Source organism: Pseudoduganella sp. RAF53_2 (assembly GCF_052113985.1).
GTDB lineage: Bacteria > Pseudomonadota > Gammaproteobacteria > Burkholderiales > Burkholderiaceae_D > Rugamonas.
The window spans coordinates 1-16292 of the sequence record NZ_JBFRDW010000005.1; the positions used below are offsets into that span (position 1 = coordinate 1).

A 16292-nucleotide genomic window follows, 5' to 3' on the forward strand; every position below is an offset into this window, starting at 1 on the left:
GCCTTCGAGATCGGCAAACAGCACCGGAAGACAGTCGGCAGTCTGAATGGCGCAGATCACGCCCGGCTGGCGGGCAATGCTGGCGTCGGCAGTCGGCACGCCGGCTTCCGCATCAGCTGCCGTGGCGGCGTCCACCACGATGGTGCCATGCACCTGGGATAGCCACACCGGTTCGGCCGGCAGCTCGGCGCGCAGCAGCGCCCGGTTGCGCGCCACGTTTTCCGGCGCATCCCCGACGTGAACGCCGAGGTTCAGGCCGCGGCCGCCCTGCCCGTCCCCGTATGGCGCGGGGCTGACGCCGCCACGCCGGGTGGTGCAGAGGAAGCCGATATTGGCCGGGGCATCCGGCCAGTCGGGGACCAGCCAGGGAGAAGCATCACTCTTCGTCGTCAAAATCGTCGTCTTCGTAATCGTAGTCGTCGTGTTCGTCGTCCTGGCCGGCGTTCTCGTCCGGTTCCTCGATATTCGCGCGGGCCAGCAATTCCTTGAAGTCATCCGCCAGCTCGACCATCCATTCCATCGGCTCGCCGGTATGCGGATGAATCAGCCCCAGGCGGCGCGCCTGCAGTGCCTGGCGCGGGAACACATTGGTCAGGTGCGGCTTGCCGTACACATAATCGCCGATCAGCGGGAAGCCCAGGTGCGCCATGTGGACGCGGATCTGGTGGGTGCGGCCAGTTTCCAGGCGGCACTGAACCAGGCTGACCGGACGACGGTCCAGCGAACCTTCCGCCAGGCGCTTGTAATGGGTAATCGCCGGCTTGGAGCCCATGCTGGTGGATACAGCCATCTTAACGCGCTCACGCGGATGGCGGCCCATCGAGGCGTCAATCGTGCCGGACAGATGAGGCGTACCCCACACCAGGCACCAGTATTCACGCTTCACGGTACGGGCTTGCAGCTGGCGCACCAGGTCGGTCTGGGTGGCCAGGTCCTTGCCGACCACCATCAGGCCGGAAGTATCCTTGTCCAGGCGGTGCACGATGCCCGCGCGCGGCACGCCGCTCAGCTGCGGTGCGTGGTGCAGCAGGCCGTTCAGCAGCGTGCCGGACCAGTTGCCCGCGCCCGGATGCACCACCAGCCCGGCCGGCTTGTTGACCACGATCAGGTAATCGTCCTCGAAGACGATGTTCAGTTCCATCGGCTCCGGCTCGAAGGCCACATCCTCCGGCGCCGGCTGCGGGTTGACGACCACTTTCTCGTCGCCATACACTGTGGCGCGCACCTTGGCTGGCTTGCCGTCCACCGTAACATGGCCCTCTTCGATCCATTGTTGCAGACGGCCACGCGAGAACTGGGGCACCAGACGGGCCACCACCTTGTCCAGGCGTTCACCGCAGACTTCCGACGTCAGTTCCAGTTCGATCGGGGCCAGCGGGTCGCCCGCTTCACCGGGCAACAGGTCACCGTCAAACTCGGCATCAAATTCTTCGTCGGACAATTGTTCTGCCGAATTAGGCTCACGATTCAATATCACAGCATTCCCATAGGCTATAATCAGCCAATTGTAGTTTTTGTTTAAACGTTTCCTTGCACATCAACATGCAAAAAAAATTTTCGGTAGTTGCAGCAACCGTTGTACTGCTTAGTTTGTCGGCTTGTGGTTTGTTACCAGACAAAGTCGACGAGACCAAAGGCTGGTCCGCAACGAAATTATACTCGGAGGCCAAGGACGAATTGGAGGGCGGCCACTACGAGCGCGCTATTCAGCTGTTCGAACGCCTGGAGTCCAGCTACCCGTTTGGCACCTATGCGCAACAGGCGCAGATGGAAATCGCCTACGCCTACTATAAGTCGCAGGATCAGGCTCAGGCCCTGGCCGCAGTGGAACGTTTCATCAAACTGCACCCGAATCACCCGAACGTCGACTATATGTACTACCTGCGCGGCCTGGTCAACTTCAACGACCAGCTGGGCGTGCTGAACTTCATTTACGAGCAGGACCCTGCCGAGCGCGACCCGAAAGCGACCCGCGAGTCCTTCGCCGCGTTCAAGGAACTGGTCCAGAAGTTCCCGGACAGCCAGTACGCGCCGGACTCCATCGACCGCATGAAGTACCTGATCAACGCGATGGCCAAGTATGAAATCTATGTGGCGCGTTATTACTACCGCCGCGGCGCCTACCTGGCGGCCGTGAACCGCGCCCAGGGCGTGGTGACCGATTTCAGCGATTCCCCGGCTATCGAGGAAGCGCTGGCGATCATGGTGCGCGGCTACGACAAGATGGGCAACGAGACGCTGCGCGACGATGCCCTGCGCGTGCTCAAGAAAAACTTCCCTGAGAGCAAGTTACTGGAAGGCCCGGTCAAGGGCGAGCGTCCGTGGTGGAAGTTCTGGGGTTAAAACCCTAAGAGCCGGGTCGGACCCAAGGGTCTGACCCTTTGGGTCTGACCCGAAGTTCGGGCTTAAGCCGCCAATCGGCGGCGGAACACCCAGTTGCGCTCGTCCGAGACCGCAGGCTCGAACGCATAGCCGTCCACCTCAAACTTCTTCAGCTTCTGCGGATCGGTGATGCCCTTCACTGCCGCGTAGCGCGCCATCATGCCGCGTGCACGTTTGGCGAAGAAGGAAATGACTTTGTACTTGCCGTTCTTCCAGTCCTCGAAGTTCGCCGTAATGACGGGAACAGCCAGCTTCTTCGGCTTGACCGACTTGAAATACTCTTCCGACGCCAGGTTCACCAGCACCTCAGCGCCCTGCTCTTCGGCCGAGCGGTTCAGCGCATCCGTGATGGTGTCGCCCCAGAACTCGTACAAGCTCTTGCCGCGCGCAGTCTTCAGGCGGGTACCCATTTCCAGGCGGTGCGGATGAATCAGGTCCAACGGCTTCAGCATGCCGTACAGGCCGGACAGGATGCGGATACGCGACTGGGTGTAATCGAGCTGCTTGCCGGTCATCGAGCGCGCATCCAGGCCGTCATAAACGTCGCCATTGAAGGTCATGACCGCCTGGCGCGCTTCGGCGGTGTCCCTGGTCCACGAGGCATAGCGCGCCACGTTCAGCGTCGACAGCGCATCGGACAGCTCCATCAGCTCGCCCAGCTGCGCCGGCGTAAACTCGCGCAGGTGGTCGATCAGCTGGGCTGAATGATCGAGAAATGCAGGCTGGGTGTGAAGCTTGGTGGTCGGCGGGGTTTCCAGGTCAAGACTTTTTGCAGGCGAAAGCACTATCAGCATAAGATTCCAACAAATACATCAAAACAAAATAGCCGACATGATAACCGCTCCAGCAAAACGCATCGTCATCGACACCAATGTTTGCCTCGATTTATTCGTTTTCCAGGACCCGCGCTGGGCCGCGCTGCTGGAAGCGATCGAAAACGGCACGGTCGAAGCGATCACCCGCGCCGACTGCCGCAACGAATACCTCTTCGTCCTGCACTACAAGCATCTGCCGCTGACCGACGAAACCCGTCCGCTCAGCGCCGAACGGTTCGATAAGCTGATCAAGGTGGTGGCGCCGCCCGAATCCGGCGCGCGCCTGCCGGTCTGCACCGATAAGGATGACCAGAAGTTCCTGGAACTGGCGCGCGACGCCAATGCGGACATTCTCATCACCAAGGACAAGGCCCTGCTCAAGCTGGCCAAGCGCCTGGCCAAGGCCGGCATGTTCAAGGTCATGCAGCCGGAAAAATGGAGCCTGGAGGCTTAAGGGAATTCGTCCTTTTGCGGCAACACACGGCGCGGGCGGCTGCGCTAGAATGGTGTAATGAACAACCGTCACGTCCCTCCGTACACGCCGCATCTGGCCACCCGCCTGCCCGCCGTTGGCACCACCGTTTTCAGCCGCATGTCCTCGCTGGCCGTGCAGCACGGCGCCGTCAACCTCGGCCAGGGCTTCCCTGATTTTGCCTGCGATCCCAAGCTGGTCGACATGGTCTCCGCGGCCATGCGCGAAGGCTTCAACCAGTACCCGATGGGCATTGGCGCGCCGGTGCTGCGCAAAGCCATCGTCGAGAAGATCGCTGCCACTTATGGCCACAGCTATGACGTGGACAGCGAAATCACCGTCACCCCGGGCGCCACCGAAGGCCTGACCACGGCCATCCTGTGCGCCGTGCATCCCGGCGACGAAGTGATCGTGATCGAACCGGCCTACGACAGCTATATGCCGGCCATCGAACTGGCCGGCGGCGTGGTGGTGCCGGTGCAGATGGAAGTAGCGCCGCATGGTGGCTTCAGCATTCCCTGGGACCGCGTCGGCGCCGCAGTATCGCCGCGCACGCGCATGATCATCCTCAATACGCCGCACAATCCGACCGGCAGCGTGCTGCGCGCGGCGGATATGCTCTCGCTGTGCGACATCGTGCGCGGCACCGAGATCCTGATCCTGTCGGATGAAGTGTACGAACACATGGTCTACGACGGCCATCGCCATGAGTCGATGTGCCGCTATCCCGAACTGGCGGCGCGCAGCTTTGTGGTGTCCAGCTTCGGCAAGACGTACCACGTGACAGGCTGGAAAATCGGCTATGTTGCGGCGCCCGCGCCGCTGATGGCGGAATTCCGCAAGGTCCACCAGTACAACGTCTTTTCGGTCAACACGCCGATGCAGCACGGGATCGCGGCTTATATGGCCGACCCATCGCCGTACCGCGAACTGCCCGATTTTTATCAGCGCAAGCGCGACCTGTTCCGCGATGGGCTGAAAAACAGCCGCTTCGAACTGCTGCCTGCCGATGGCACCTACTTCCAGTGCGTGCGCTACGACGGCATTTCTTCAATGACGGAAGCGGATTTCGCGGAGTGGCTGACCACCGAAATCAAGGTGGCGGCGATTCCAGTCTCGGCCTTCTATCGCGAGGCGCGCGAATCGGGCATCGTACGCTTCTGCTTTGCGAAGAAAGACGAAACACTGGCGCTGGCCCTGGAGCGGCTGGCGCGCATTTAGAAAAATGCAGGGGACGATCATGAACCAGCACCTGAGCAGTCTGCACGATCTCTCAATCGACGATACGCGGCACCTGTACCCGCCGGTGTCGGTGCTGCATGAACTGAACCTGGCCAATAAGCGCCTGGAAAAGCTGCTGACCGACCTGCGCAACGAACACAATGCGGATGCGGACCTGCGCAATATCGCGCGCGAAGTCGGACGCGCCGTCGAGGTGAATCCGGACATCGCGCTCGCCAGCGTTTTCCTGAACCAGATCGCCGGTTCCTATGCGGTGCGCCACTGCATTGAAACGGCGGTGGTGGTGGTGCTGGTCGCGCGCGGTCTGGCCCGCACGCCCAGCGAAGTGCTGTCGCTGACGGCGGCGGCGCTGACCATGAACGTGGGCATGATCCGCCAGCAGGATAATTTCCAGTGCAAGATGGGCTGCCTTGACGATGATGAAATGGCGCTGGTGCGGCGCCATCCTGCCGAAAGCGCGGAGCTGCTGAAATACGCGGGCGTGGAAGATGACGAATGGATCTCGGCGGTGCTGCTGCACCATGAGAATGACGACGGCACCGGCTACCCGGAAGGCAAGTCGCGCGAGCAGATCACGCAGAATGCCCGCCTGATCAGCCTCGCCGACCGCTACTGCGCGCAGGTCTCGGCGCGCAATTACCGCTGCTCGTTGCCGCCGGACGAGGCCATGGACAAAGTGCTGGCGGATACCGCGCACATGTCCGATCCGGTGCTGGYGGAACAGTTCCGCCGCCAGCTGGGCAAATATCCGCCGGGCTGCCTGGTGCGGCTGGCCAATGGCGAAACGGGCGTGGTGACGCAGCGCGAGTCGGCGCAGGGCGTGATCGAAGTGCGCTGCCTGCGCGACAGCTCAGGCAAGACRATTCCAATCGCCCTGCACCGCCACACCAATCAGCCCGACTGTGYGATCGAGGCTGTGCTCAGCGAGGATGATGCGGAACTGCGCTTCAGCATGAAGCAGATCTGGGGCGCCCAGGCGGCGCTGTAAATCGGCGGATCAATGATCCGCCCTACGCTGCGGCGCTCCGTAGGGCGGGTCATTGACCCGCCGGCTGCTGAAGCTTGCGCTCAACGAAGGCTTGCAACTCCGGGGTCAACCTGCCTGAATCGCGGGCATGTACAAACGCATCGTGCGCCTCGGCCGCGCGCTTGTCGGCCTGCAGCGAAATCCCCAGCCCCATCCACCACACCCCGTTTGATGGCTGCAGCTTCAGCGCAGCCTGATATTGCTCGACCGCTTCATGATTGCGCTGCGTACGCTGCAGCATCCCCGCCAGCAATGCGCGGTACTCTGCGTTGCCGGACGCATACTGGAGGCCGCGCTGCAGCGTTTCGATCGCCGGTCCACCCTGCTCGCTTTGAAGCCTTGCCAGCAGCATGGTCATATTGGATTGACGCGGATCGAGGCTGATCGCAAATTGCAAATGCCGGATCGCGTCGGCATACTGCTTGCGCTCGACCAGCAAGCCAACCAGCGTCTGGCGCGCAGCGTCGTGGCGCGGATACAGATACACCGCCTGCTCCAGCCCCGCCACCGCCTCGCTCACACGGCCATCCTGCAGCGCGCCCAGTGCGCGCCGATATTCATTCTCCGCCCGCTGCTGCGAGCCGACAGCATACTCCTCAGCGGCCCCGCCAGCACCAGCGGCACCGACGCCGCCCGCGGCGGAGCCACGCGCCTTGCGATCGGCCGCAGCAACATGCCTATCCGCCTTCGACGCAGCACCTCCATGTACACGCRCATCGCCCGCAACCCCGGACGCCGCTTTGCCAGTACCGGCGTAACCGCCCGTCTCGTGGCCGGACGCTGCTTTGCCGGCACTGGCGTAACCGCCCGCGTCATGCCCGGACGCCGCCATCGCTGCTCCAGGTGCCGCTCCGCCGGCACTGCCGTGGCCGGCGCCTTCGTGCCCGAACGCCGTCGCCGCTGCTGCGGTGGCGCTGCCGGCCGTGCGGCGTGGCTTAGCAGCCAGCTCCTGTGGCGCGCGCGAGGCCACGTCCGCGCGGCCTGCGTCTGCTGCGGGCACGGTTCGCTCCGTGCTCGCCGCGTCGTGCGCCTGTGCATCGCGAGCCGCTTTGTCGGCAGCCAGCTGGCGCGCACGGGCCAGGGATTGCATTGCCTGCTCATCGCTGAGCGCCGCACCAACGGCCGTGGCTTGAGCGACCTGTGCGACCTTGCTTGCCGGCGCGGCAGCCGCGGCGCGCGGCGGCACGGTCACTGTTTGCGCGGCGGGCGCTGATGACGGTTTGCGCAGGTACTGCCATCCCGCATAGCCCGCCCCTGCCAGCACGACGACCAGCACGCCCGCGCCAGCGGCCATGCCGGTGCGTGGCCAGCGGTCCGGCTGCGAGACGGGACGCACTTCGACCGGCGCGCCAGTTCCCTGGGCGCCGCCACCGCGGGCGTCCAGATCCTGCAGCATCTTGTTGATCAGGCTCATTTGATGAACGCCCAGGCTACGCTGGCGACAGCGATCAGGCCCGCCGCACCGGCCATCCACGGCCACCACCATCCCTGGCTAGCTGCCGTGTCTTTGACGGCCAAACCGACATGGCGGCGATCCACCTGATGTTTGCCTTCGCCATACGCCAGCAGCATCGCCTTATGCGCCAGAATATTCACGAGGCGCGGAATGCCGCCGCTGGCCGCGTACAAGCGCGCGACCGCGCTGCGCGAAAACAGGCGAGCACCCGCGAAGCCCGCCACGCGCAGGCGATGCGCCAGATAAAACTCCAGATCATCGCGCGACAAAGCCCCCATGTGATAGTGGAAGGTAATGCGCTGCGCCAGCTGGCGGATCGACTCGGTCGCCAGATGCTTGTTCAACTCAGGCTGGCCAAACAGCACGATCTGCAGCAGCTTGCGTTTCTCGGTTTCCAGATTTGTCAGCAGGCGCAAGGCTTCCAGGCTTTCCAGAGGAATCGCCTGCGCCTCGTCCAGGCACAGCACCACTTGCTTGCCCTGCGCCGCCAGCTCCATCAGGCGGAAAGTGATCGACTTCATCATCTGATGCTGGTCCACGTCGCGTGGCAGCGTCAGCTCCAGTTCATCGGCCAGCGCCAGCATCAGCGTGCGCGGCTCCAGATAAGGATTCGGGATATACGCCGTAACAAAGTTCTCGCCCAGCGTGGCCAGGAATTTGCGGCACAACAGCGTCTTGCCGGTGCCGACTTCGCCGGTAATCTTGATGAAGCCCTCGCCCGAGCGCATCGCCACCAGCAGCGTATTCAACGCCTCCTGCGACTGTGCGCTGGTGAAGAAATAGCTGGTGTCCGGCGTAATGCCGAACGGTGCCTCACCCAGCCCGAAGTGCGCTTCGTACATCAGCGGCCTCCACGCGCAGGATCCAGCGCCTTGATGCGGCGTTCGGTATCCTGCAAGTCCTCGTTCCAGCCGGCGTCGCTGTCGACGATGGTCGGCTTGATCAGCACCACCAGCTCGCGCTTCTGCACGGCTTCCTGCTTGTTGCCGAACAGGGCGCCGACAATCGGCAGGCTGCTCGTGCCGGGCAAGCCGGTGCGGTCCGAGGTCGTCGCCTGGCGCATCAGGCCACCGATGGCGACCACCTTGCCGTCCTGGCCGCGCACCATGCTGTCCATCTCGGACGTGGTGGACGATGCCAGCGGCAGATTCAGGTTGCCCACGCTGCCCAGATTGATGCTCTTGTTGACCGTCTCGACCTGGCTGACGGATGGATGCACGTGCAGGATGACGTTGCCGTGATCGTCGATCTGCGGCGTCACATCCAGCACCACGCCGGAGAAGAACGGCTGCAGCGTCACGTTCGGCGACACTGTGCCATTGCCCACCGCATTGGTGCTGGTGGTCGTGCTCACGCCGGTCACGAAGAATTCATCGGTACCGATCTTCAGCACGGCCTTCTGGTTATTCAGCGTGGCCACGCGAGGGCTGGACAGCACGTGCACCGTGCCCTGCGATTCGAGCATGGAAATCAGCGCCGCGAAATTACTGGTCTGGAAGGCCAGTCCGAACAGCGAACCGACAGCTTCCGCGCCGCTGCTCAGCGACGAACCGCTGTTGGCCGAGATACCTTTGGTGCCGCCCGTCGAAATCGCCGGCGGCACACCGGTGCTGCCGCGCACCAGCGGATTCAGCGAAGTGCCCGGCGACAGAATGCCGCCCGACAGCTTGCTGTTCGGGTTCTGCGTGAACACCGACCAGTTGATGCCGCTCTGGAAGCCGCTGTTCAACTCAACTTCGATGATCTTCGCTTCCAGGATTACCTGGCGCTCAACGGACAACTGGGTCGCCTTTAAATAGCGGTCCACTGCGCGCAGCTCGTCCGGCATGGCGCGCACCAGGATCACGCCCGACTGCGGCGAAATAATCACACTGCGGCCGCCTTCCTTGCTGCCGACGATGGCCTCCAGCGCCATCTTCAGCTCGCGCCAGAAATCGCTGTCCGAGGTGGTCAGCACATTGGTGGCATCGATGCGCGCATTGTTATTGCTGCCGCTGTTATTGTTATTCTGCGGCGCGGGGGTGCCGGTTTGCTGGCCGTTCTGGCCGTTGGTGTTGTTGACGTCCGCCACGGTGGTCGAATTCACGCGCACATTCGACATGCCCTGGCGCTTCGAGGTCAGATAGTTCACCTGGAACATGCGGGTCTGGATCGTCAGCGGACGAATATAGATCTTGGTCCCTTCGACCTTGTAGTCATAGCCATACAGCTCGCGCACCGCATCCAGCGCTTCGAACAAGGTTACGTCGCGCAGATTGGCGGTGATGGTGCCATCCACGTCCGGATGCACCAGCATGTTGTAGCGCGTGCCCGTCACCAGCGAATTGAAAAACTGGCGTGCCGGCACATTGTTGAAGGAGACATTGAACCGCTCTTCGAGGACCACGCGGGCTTTCGGCAGCTGGCTCGCCAGATCGCTCACCGGCGGCACCAGCGCGTTTGCGACCGCGTCGGGCTGGGCTTGCGGCGCGGCCTTGGTGGCTTGCGCCATCTGCTCCGTGATCTTGTCGTAGGCGCCGCGCGGCGGCGTGGTGGAGCATGCCCCCACGGTCATTAGTCCCGCCACTGCAGCCAGTTTGAAGAGGTTTCGCATCATTTATTCTCTGATTTCGTTTTTTGGCCGCTCGCTGCCATCGGGAACAGGTGCAGCACCTCGACCTGCTTGCCCCGGCGCAGAATCACTTCGTTTGCTTTGACTTCTTCCAGCACCGCGCCGTGGAACTTGTCGCCGCGGCGCAGGATCTCGCCATCGATCACGGCCACTTCCCTGCCCTGGTAACCTTTGCCGACCAGGACCGATTGCAGCTGCGGGCCTGCCGGCACCGCAGGCGCGGCATTGCCGGCCTGCGGCAGCATCGCTTCCGGCGGCGGACGCGTCGGGTCGGTCAGGCCCTGGGCCGATGCCAGCAACGGCAGCGCGGCGAACAGCAATGTCGGCAGACGCAGGCTCATAGCTTCATCCACTTCTCGTCCGGGCTCAGGGTGTAGAGCTTGAGCGTCAGCGTCACGTTCGGGTAAGCCAGAGCGTCCAGCCTGGCCTGGCCCCAGAACAGCTGCGACTGCAGTTTCTCCAGCGCCGCCATGTAATCCACCATATCGAGATAGCTGCCTTGCACAGTCACCTCCACACCGTGACGGTACAGCAGCTCGCGTCGTTTTGGCGCATTCTTGTCGGCCGGTGTGGCAGGTTTGTCGGATTTTTCGCTCAAGCCTTCAGTTGGCAAGGTGCGCAGCGAAATCAGTTTCAGCTTGCCATTCGAGCGCAGCATCTGCTCCAGCAGGCCAACCATCTTCTCCGGCGCCACCAGGCCATTCTTGACCGACACCAGCGACTCGCGCAATGCCATGCGCTGGGTGCCCAGGCTTTCAAGCTGCTGGCGAGCAGCCGCATCCGGGTCCACCGTAAAGGCCGCCACCACGGCAGTCACTTCCGCGTCGTTCGCCAGGGCCTGATTGTGCTGCTGATTGAGCTGCATGCGCAGCGACTGCTGGCGCGCGAAGACARGCGCCAGAGCTGCGTTGTAGATTATGTACAGCAGCACGGCAAGCATGGCGGCGAAGATCATGACACGCTCACGCAGCGTCAGCGCGTCAACGCGGCCGCTGATCTTGTCCCACCACGGCTTCATTTGGACGCCTCCGCAGGCTGCGATTGCAGGCTGAATTCAACGAAAGGCGCGGCGGCGGGCGCGCTGCCACTGGCGCCGCCCGGCCCGGATGTCGCCGTCGCCGCGGCCACACCCTGCGCCGACGGCTGCACGGCCGCGCCAGGCGCACCAGTCATGGCAGCCATCGCCTCCGGCCGTCCCATCTGCAAGCTGCCAAACGTCTTCCCGTGCATGACCGGTTCCTGCGTCAAGCGCGCGATATAGCCTGGCACCAGCGTCGCCTGCATCGCCCTGCCTTGCACGGAGATATCCGTTCCGGCGCCGCTTATCGCAATGCCGGTCAGCCACAGGCCGTGCACGTTCTGCCGCGCAAAGGCGCGGAAATATTCGGCATAACCTTGGGTATTGCCCAAGCTGCCGCGCTGCAGGATGTTCTGCGCTTCGCGCATCGCCGCCAGATCGGCCTGCGCGGACGCCAGCTCCTCGGCCACCTGCTCGCTTTTCTTGCGCGGCACGAACTCGGCGCGCGCATGCGCCAGGCGGCCTTCGCTGGCGGTCAGCGCGGCTTTGCTAGCGGCCACTTCGTCTTCCAATTGCGCCGTGCGGTAATGGCCGAAGGCGGCCAGCGCCAGCGCGCCGGTCAGGATCAAGCCCAGCGTCTGCACCATCTGCCCGCTGGTGAAAATCTTCTTCTGGCGCAGGAAGATGGGATTGAACAGATTGATCTGCTGGCTCACGGCACCGTCTCCTCATGCCGCAGGGCCGCGCCCAGCGTCAGCAGATAGCGGATCTGCTCGCCGATATCCTGTAGCTGTGGCGCTTCCGAGAAGTCGAATATCTCGCTCAGCGACATCGCTTCCACCGGCACGTAGATGTTCTGCGCCAGGAAATCCTGCAAGCCGCTGGAACCGGTCGGCGCCAGCACCAAGCGCGACACGCTGATGAAGTGGAACTGGCGGTCAAAGTGATCGAGCGAGCGTTGCAGCTCCAGCGCGATGCGGTCGAAGTAGCCGTGGCGGCGCGTGGAATCGGAATCGTTCAACTGCTCCAGCGTAACGTCGATCTGACGCGCCAGGTACAGCTCGCCGTGGTAACTCACCGTCAGCAGGCCGCCCTGCGGGCCGAAGGTCAGCATGGCCAGGCCGCGTCCCGGCGTCTCCAGCAAGGCCGAGATATTGCGTTGCGCCATTTCGGGGATGTCGATCACGCTCAGCTCCACCTTGGCCTCATCGAACAGCGCCTGGCGCGACTGGATCAGCGAGTTGCGTGCGGCCACGGCAAACATCGAATGCGCGCGCGGCGCCGTGCCTTTTTCAACCGGCATGTCGAACACGTCGATGGTGGCGTCGTCGATGTGGAAATCCAGCATATCCTTGAGCCGCCAGCGTACCGCGGTCTTCAGCTCATCGGGCGCCACATTGGGCGCCTCCACCGTCAGCAGCTGATATTCGCCGGCGCCGAGCAGCGTCAGGCACTGATAGCCGGCGGCGCGCAACTCGCGCGCGAGCTTATCCAGCGCGTCCGGCGAGAAGCTCGGCGTTAGGGGCTGAAACGTGGCAATTTGAACAACTGGTTTGGCGTCGGCCCGGCGCTCCACGCTTGCTGCGCAGATGCCGTCTGCGAGAAAGGTGAAGACGAGTTTGCCATTCTTTTTTCTTGCTTTCGAGAAAAAGCGCATTCCACCAGTCTAAAGAGAAAATGTTACGGGAGGTATCCGTCGTAATGGCTTGATTATATTCAAGTTCACCTTGTCTTTTGAGTAAATTTACGTGTGCTGGTGAAAAAATATCGCTTTCTTGTTACGGCCTTGACACATTCTCAGGGCGCATGGTCTGATTCGGCCATGACTCGACCATTGCTACCGTCAGCGCCATCCAGGGCAAGGGCTTTTGTGGCCGCCCTGTTGTGCGCTGCCGCCGGCATGGCGCAAGCCGACACCTATACTCTACCGGCCGACCTGACCAGCGCGCCGTTCAATTGCACAGGCAGCGGCAACAGCTATAGCTGTCATGGCTCGATCGGTCTGGACAAGGATTCCATCATCCAGCTGACCAGCGATGTCACCCTGAACATCGACGGCAATCTCACAGCCGACAAATCCCTTTCGACGAGCAATAATGGCCACTCGCTGACCCTGTATATCGGCGGCTCGGCCAACTTCAAGAAGGAAACCACCCTTACCGCCGATCTCACCGTCGGTGGCAGCATCAGCTTCGACAAGGACGCGACAGTTAACGGTGACATCACGACCGGTGGCAATATGACCATGGCCAAGGACTCCACTGTCTACGGCGATGTGGTTGTCGGCGGCTATCTGGACATGGGCAAGGACAGCGACATCATCGGCACATGCCGCGCCGCTGCCACGAATTACACCTGCAGCGCTGTGCCGAGCGGCATTCACCACCTGCGCATCGAGCATGCTGGCACTGCCCTCACCTGCTCGCCTGCCACGATTACCGTGCGCGCCTGCAGCGCCGCGGACAACAACGGCTGCACCGCCAGTACCGCAGGCATCAGCGGCACAGTACGCGCCTCAAGCGGCGGCAGCGTACTTGCCAGCACGGCCTTCAATATTCCGGCAGGCGTCAGCACTGCCACCATTACGCTGCCCGTCACTAGCGCTACAGCGACAACGTTATCCGCGGCCGGCATGACGCCAACGCCGTCCAACGCGACCACATGCTGGGTCGGTGCAACGCAAAGCTGCACGCTGACCTTTGCCGACTCAGGCTTCTTCATCGATGTGCCGGACCATATCTCCGACACCACCGCCTCCGGCACCGTCAAGGCAGCCAGGAAGGACGACGCCTCAAGTGCTTGCGTTCCCGCATTTACCGGCGCCAAAGCAGTTCCACTGTCCTGCCAGTATGTCAATCCCGGCACCGGCACCAAGTCTCTGACACTGACCGGCAGCTCTACCGCGACCATGGCATGCAACGGCACGCCTAGCCCAATTAACCTTAGTTTCGACACCAACGGCGTCGCACCGCTGCAGGTGCGATATCCGGACGCCGGCCAGATTGGCCTGGACGCGCACTACGTTGCCGGCGCCCTGGATATGCAAGGCAGCGATCAATTCATCGTCGCGCCGAAAGACTTCGCAGTGAATGCCGCCGTATCGAACATCTACGTGGCCGGATCACCATTCGCCCTGCAAATCATTGCGCGCAACAACAGCGGCGCCACCACGCTCAACTTCGGCAAGGAAAGTACACCTGCGACAGCCATTCTTTCACGCACGCGCTGCGAACCGTCTGCCAACGGCACCCACGGTGAAACCCCGCAGGACGGCACGCTCAGTACCGGAACACCAAACAATGCCGTGTCGATGAATAGCGGCGTAGCGTTCGTCACGACCACTGAATGGACTGAGGTCGGCAAAATCATCGTCAAGGCAGACCACACAAATTACCTTGGCTCAGCCCTGAGCGTGACGGGAACCGTCAACAACAGTGCCGGCTGCGCCAGCCCAATCGGCCCATTCGTGCCGCACCATTTCAGCACAACGGTCACCGATGCCTATCCTGCCAATCCATCGACCGATCCCACCACGGCCTTTACCTATTCAGGTCAGCCAATGGTGCTTCTGGTGGCAGCGAAAAATGGCCATGACGCGACTACCCAAAACTACTACCTTGCCAACTCAGGGAGCAGTTTTGCGAAGGATGTAACGCTGACCGCCCTCCTCAATCCGACACCAGCGCCTGGCTCCTTGCTGCCAAGCCCCATTCTCGCGAAAGACTTCGCTGGCGGTGTGGCGACGGCAAATGCCAGCTATACATTCACCAACATCAAGACCGCACCCACTGCAGTGACGATCCGCGCCAACGATGCAAACGCTTCGTCGCAAAGCGGAATCGAAGGCATCGCGCACGTTCGCAGCGGTCGACTGCGCGTCAGCAATGTATTCGGTAGCGCAAGGCAAGCGCTGAAAATTCCCGTGCAGGCGGAATACTGGACCGGACAGGCCTGGATTCTCAACGTAAACGACACCGGCGCTCCCGCGACTCAAATTAAACCCAGCTCGGTGGCGCTTAGCTTCACGAGTTCGACTTCCTCCCCTTCTTTTTCGGGCAGCACGATTACTGGCCCTACAATCGTACTCTCCGGCGGCAAAGCGGAAATCCCACTTAGCGCGCCCACCGTCGGCACTGGTTATATTGACTTCGCGATCAATCTCGGCACAACGGCAGCCGACAATTCCTGCCTGGCCACACACCCTGCAACTGTGGGCAATGTGCGCACCTGGCTGCGCTCAACCTACAGCACCTGTGTGCTAAGCGATCCTTATGCGCGTGCCACGTTCGGTATCTACACCCCGGCACAGAAGTCCGTTATCCACGTGCGAGAGGTCTATTGATGGCACAGAGCGCGCGCGGCTACACCATTGTCGAACTGATTGTGGTCATGGTGCTGATCGGGCTTCTGACCGCTGTAGCAATGCCGCGTATCCTCGGCAGCAATGTCATGGCGGGCACTGCCTGGCGCCAGCAAGTCGTCAGCGCCCTGCGTTACGCCCAGAAGAGCGCCGTCAGCCATCGGCGGCTGGTCTGTGCCAACGTTTCTGCGCAGTCGGTCACGCTAATGATTGCACCCTTGCCTGGCAACGCCTGCGCATCCAATTTGCCAAGCCCGGACGGTTCCTCTTACTCAACCAGCGATAGCCAGGCTGTAGCGAGCGGCGCGCTTGGCAACATCTTCTTCCAATCCGACGGCCGCATCACTTCGGATGCGAATGGCGCTACGCCACTAGCCGCAGCGATTATTTCGATTGCGGGTGAGCAGAATATCCGCATTGATGGAGTGACCGGCCATGTCGAATAGGCGCCAGCGTGGCATGACACTGGTGGAACTGGTCATCGCCATGGCAATTATTGGCGTGGGACTCGCTGGCGTGCTGGGTGCGCTCTCCAAGCTGGCGGTGACGACCGCCGACCCCATGATCAAAAAGCAGATGATCGCGATCGCGGAAGGCATGCTGGAGGAAGTGCAACTGCAGCCGTACACGAGCGCCGCAACTGTCACGATTGGCGCGAACACCTGCGCACGCGACCAATTCCAGGGGACCTGGGACTATAACAATTACAACGCGCCGCGTCCCGTCTGCGACACTAGCGGCAATCCTATCGCCATGCTCGCTGGCTACCGCGTGTCGGTCACGGTAGCCAATGAAGCTGCCGGCGGTCCGCTTACGGGCGTGCCTGCCGGGCGGGCCAGCCGCATTACCGTCACCGTTACGCATGGCACCGATAACTATTCGCTGCAGGGTTGGCGCGTCGACTATTGA

The 16292-nt window shown here is 62.3% G+C and carries 17 protein-coding genes; 7 read left to right on the plus strand and 10 right to left on the minus strand.

The window, feature by feature from the left end; genetic code table 11:
* Both AB4Z11_RS00665 and AB4Z11_RS00670 read right to left on the minus strand, forming a co-directional pair.
* Positions 1-393, minus strand: a 393-nt coding sequence (locus AB4Z11_RS00665) for a polyphenol oxidase family protein (RefSeq protein WP_442021891.1), incomplete at its 3' end; no start/stop codon positions are given.
* Positions 377-1441: an RluA family pseudouridine synthase gene (locus AB4Z11_RS00670; RefSeq protein ID WP_442021893.1), complete on the minus strand. Its 1065-nt coding sequence runs from the start codon at positions 1439-1441 to the stop codon at positions 377-379. The genes AB4Z11_RS00670 and AB4Z11_RS00665, both read right to left, overlap by 17 nt.
* Before the next feature lie 101 nt (positions 1442-1542).
* On the opposite strand from AB4Z11_RS00670, the gene AB4Z11_RS00675 reads away from it, so the two are divergent.
* Entirely contained in the window at positions 1543-2343 is an 801-nt protein-coding gene (locus tag AB4Z11_RS00675; RefSeq protein ID WP_442021895.1) for an outer membrane protein assembly factor BamD, read from the plus strand.
* A 62-nt stretch (positions 2344-2405) separates the two neighbouring features.
* Here AB4Z11_RS00675 and yaaA read toward each other — a convergent pair whose 3' ends face one another.
* Positions 2406-3176, minus strand: coding sequence for a peroxide stress protein YaaA (yaaA, locus tag AB4Z11_RS00680; protein WP_442021897.1), 771 nt, complete (start codon positions 3174-3176; stop codon positions 2406-2408).
* A gap of 37 nt (positions 3177-3213) precedes the next feature.
* Between yaaA and AB4Z11_RS00685 the strand changes: the two genes are divergently transcribed.
* The 3 genes from AB4Z11_RS00685 to AB4Z11_RS00695 are packed head-to-tail and all read left to right on the plus strand — an operon-like array spanning position 3214 to position 5899.
* On the plus strand, positions 3214-3651 hold the full coding sequence (locus AB4Z11_RS00685) for a putative toxin-antitoxin system toxin component, PIN family (protein ID WP_442021899.1): 438 nt from the start codon (positions 3214-3216) through the stop codon (positions 3649-3651).
* 57 nt (positions 3652-3708) lie between these two features.
* Positions 3709-4890, plus strand: a complete 1182-nt coding sequence (locus AB4Z11_RS00690) for a pyridoxal phosphate-dependent aminotransferase (RefSeq protein WP_442021901.1) — start codon at positions 3709-3711, stop codon at positions 4888-4890.
* Positions 4891-4909: 19 nt separating this feature from the next.
* A complete protein-coding gene (locus tag AB4Z11_RS00695) occupies positions 4910-5899 on the plus strand; it encodes an HD-GYP domain-containing protein (protein WP_442021903.1) in 990 nt (329 codons plus the stop codon).
* Positions 5900-5948: 49 nt separating this feature from the next.
* On the opposite strand, the gene AB4Z11_RS00700 is transcribed toward AB4Z11_RS00695, so the two are convergent.
* The 7 genes from AB4Z11_RS00700 to pilM are packed head-to-tail and all read right to left on the minus strand — an operon-like array spanning position 5949 to position 12680.
* Positions 5949-7352 (minus strand): tetratricopeptide repeat protein, encoded by a 1404-nt coding sequence (locus AB4Z11_RS00700; protein WP_442021905.1) that lies wholly within the window; start codon positions 7350-7352, stop codon positions 5949-5951.
* Positions 7349-8236 (minus strand): ExeA family protein, encoded by an 888-nt coding sequence (locus AB4Z11_RS00705; protein WP_442021907.1) that lies wholly within the window; start codon positions 8234-8236, stop codon positions 7349-7351. The genes AB4Z11_RS00700 and AB4Z11_RS00705 overlap by 4 nt, the downstream gene beginning before the upstream one ends.
* Entirely contained in the window at positions 8236-9990 is a 1755-nt protein-coding gene (gene mshL / locus AB4Z11_RS00710; protein WP_442021909.1) for a pilus (MSHA type) biogenesis protein MshL, read from the minus strand. Before mshL ends, AB4Z11_RS00705 begins: the two co-directional genes overlap by 1 nt.
* A complete protein-coding gene (locus AB4Z11_RS00715) occupies positions 9987-10346 on the minus strand; it encodes an MSHA biogenesis protein MshK (RefSeq protein WP_442021911.1) in 360 nt (119 codons plus the stop codon). The genes mshL and AB4Z11_RS00715 overlap by 4 nt, the downstream gene beginning before the upstream one ends.
* Positions 10343-11023 (minus strand): hypothetical protein, encoded by a 681-nt coding sequence (locus AB4Z11_RS00720; RefSeq protein WP_442021913.1) that lies wholly within the window; start codon positions 11021-11023, stop codon positions 10343-10345. The genes AB4Z11_RS00715 and AB4Z11_RS00720 overlap by 4 nt, the downstream gene beginning before the upstream one ends.
* Positions 11020-11739: a hypothetical protein gene (locus AB4Z11_RS00725; protein WP_442021915.1), complete on the minus strand. Its 720-nt coding sequence runs from the start codon at positions 11737-11739 to the stop codon at positions 11020-11022. The genes AB4Z11_RS00720 and AB4Z11_RS00725 overlap by 4 nt, the downstream gene beginning before the upstream one ends.
* Positions 11736-12680, minus strand: coding sequence for a pilus assembly protein PilM (gene pilM, locus AB4Z11_RS00730; protein WP_442021917.1), 945 nt, complete (start codon positions 12678-12680; stop codon positions 11736-11738). The genes AB4Z11_RS00725 and pilM overlap by 4 nt, the downstream gene beginning before the upstream one ends.
* 213 nt (positions 12681-12893) lie before the next feature.
* Between pilM and AB4Z11_RS00735 the strand changes: the two genes are divergently transcribed.
* Genes AB4Z11_RS00735 through AB4Z11_RS00745 form a run of 3 tightly spaced genes read left to right on the plus strand, consistent with a single transcriptional unit; the run spans position 12894 to position 16292 of the window.
* Positions 12894-15365 carry a DUF6701 domain-containing protein gene (locus tag AB4Z11_RS00735; protein ID WP_442021919.1) on the plus strand — a complete coding sequence of 824 codons (2472 nt, stop codon included), beginning with the start codon at positions 12894-12896 and terminating at the stop codon, positions 15363-15365.
* Entirely contained in the window at positions 15365-15829 is a 465-nt protein-coding gene (locus AB4Z11_RS00740) for a pilus assembly FimT family protein (RefSeq protein ID WP_442021945.1), read from the plus strand. Before AB4Z11_RS00735 ends, AB4Z11_RS00740 begins: the two co-directional genes overlap by 1 nt.
* Positions 15819-16292, plus strand: coding sequence for a type IV pilus modification PilV family protein (locus AB4Z11_RS00745; protein WP_442021921.1), 474 nt, complete (start codon positions 15819-15821; stop codon positions 16290-16292). The genes AB4Z11_RS00740 and AB4Z11_RS00745 overlap by 11 nt, the downstream gene beginning before the upstream one ends.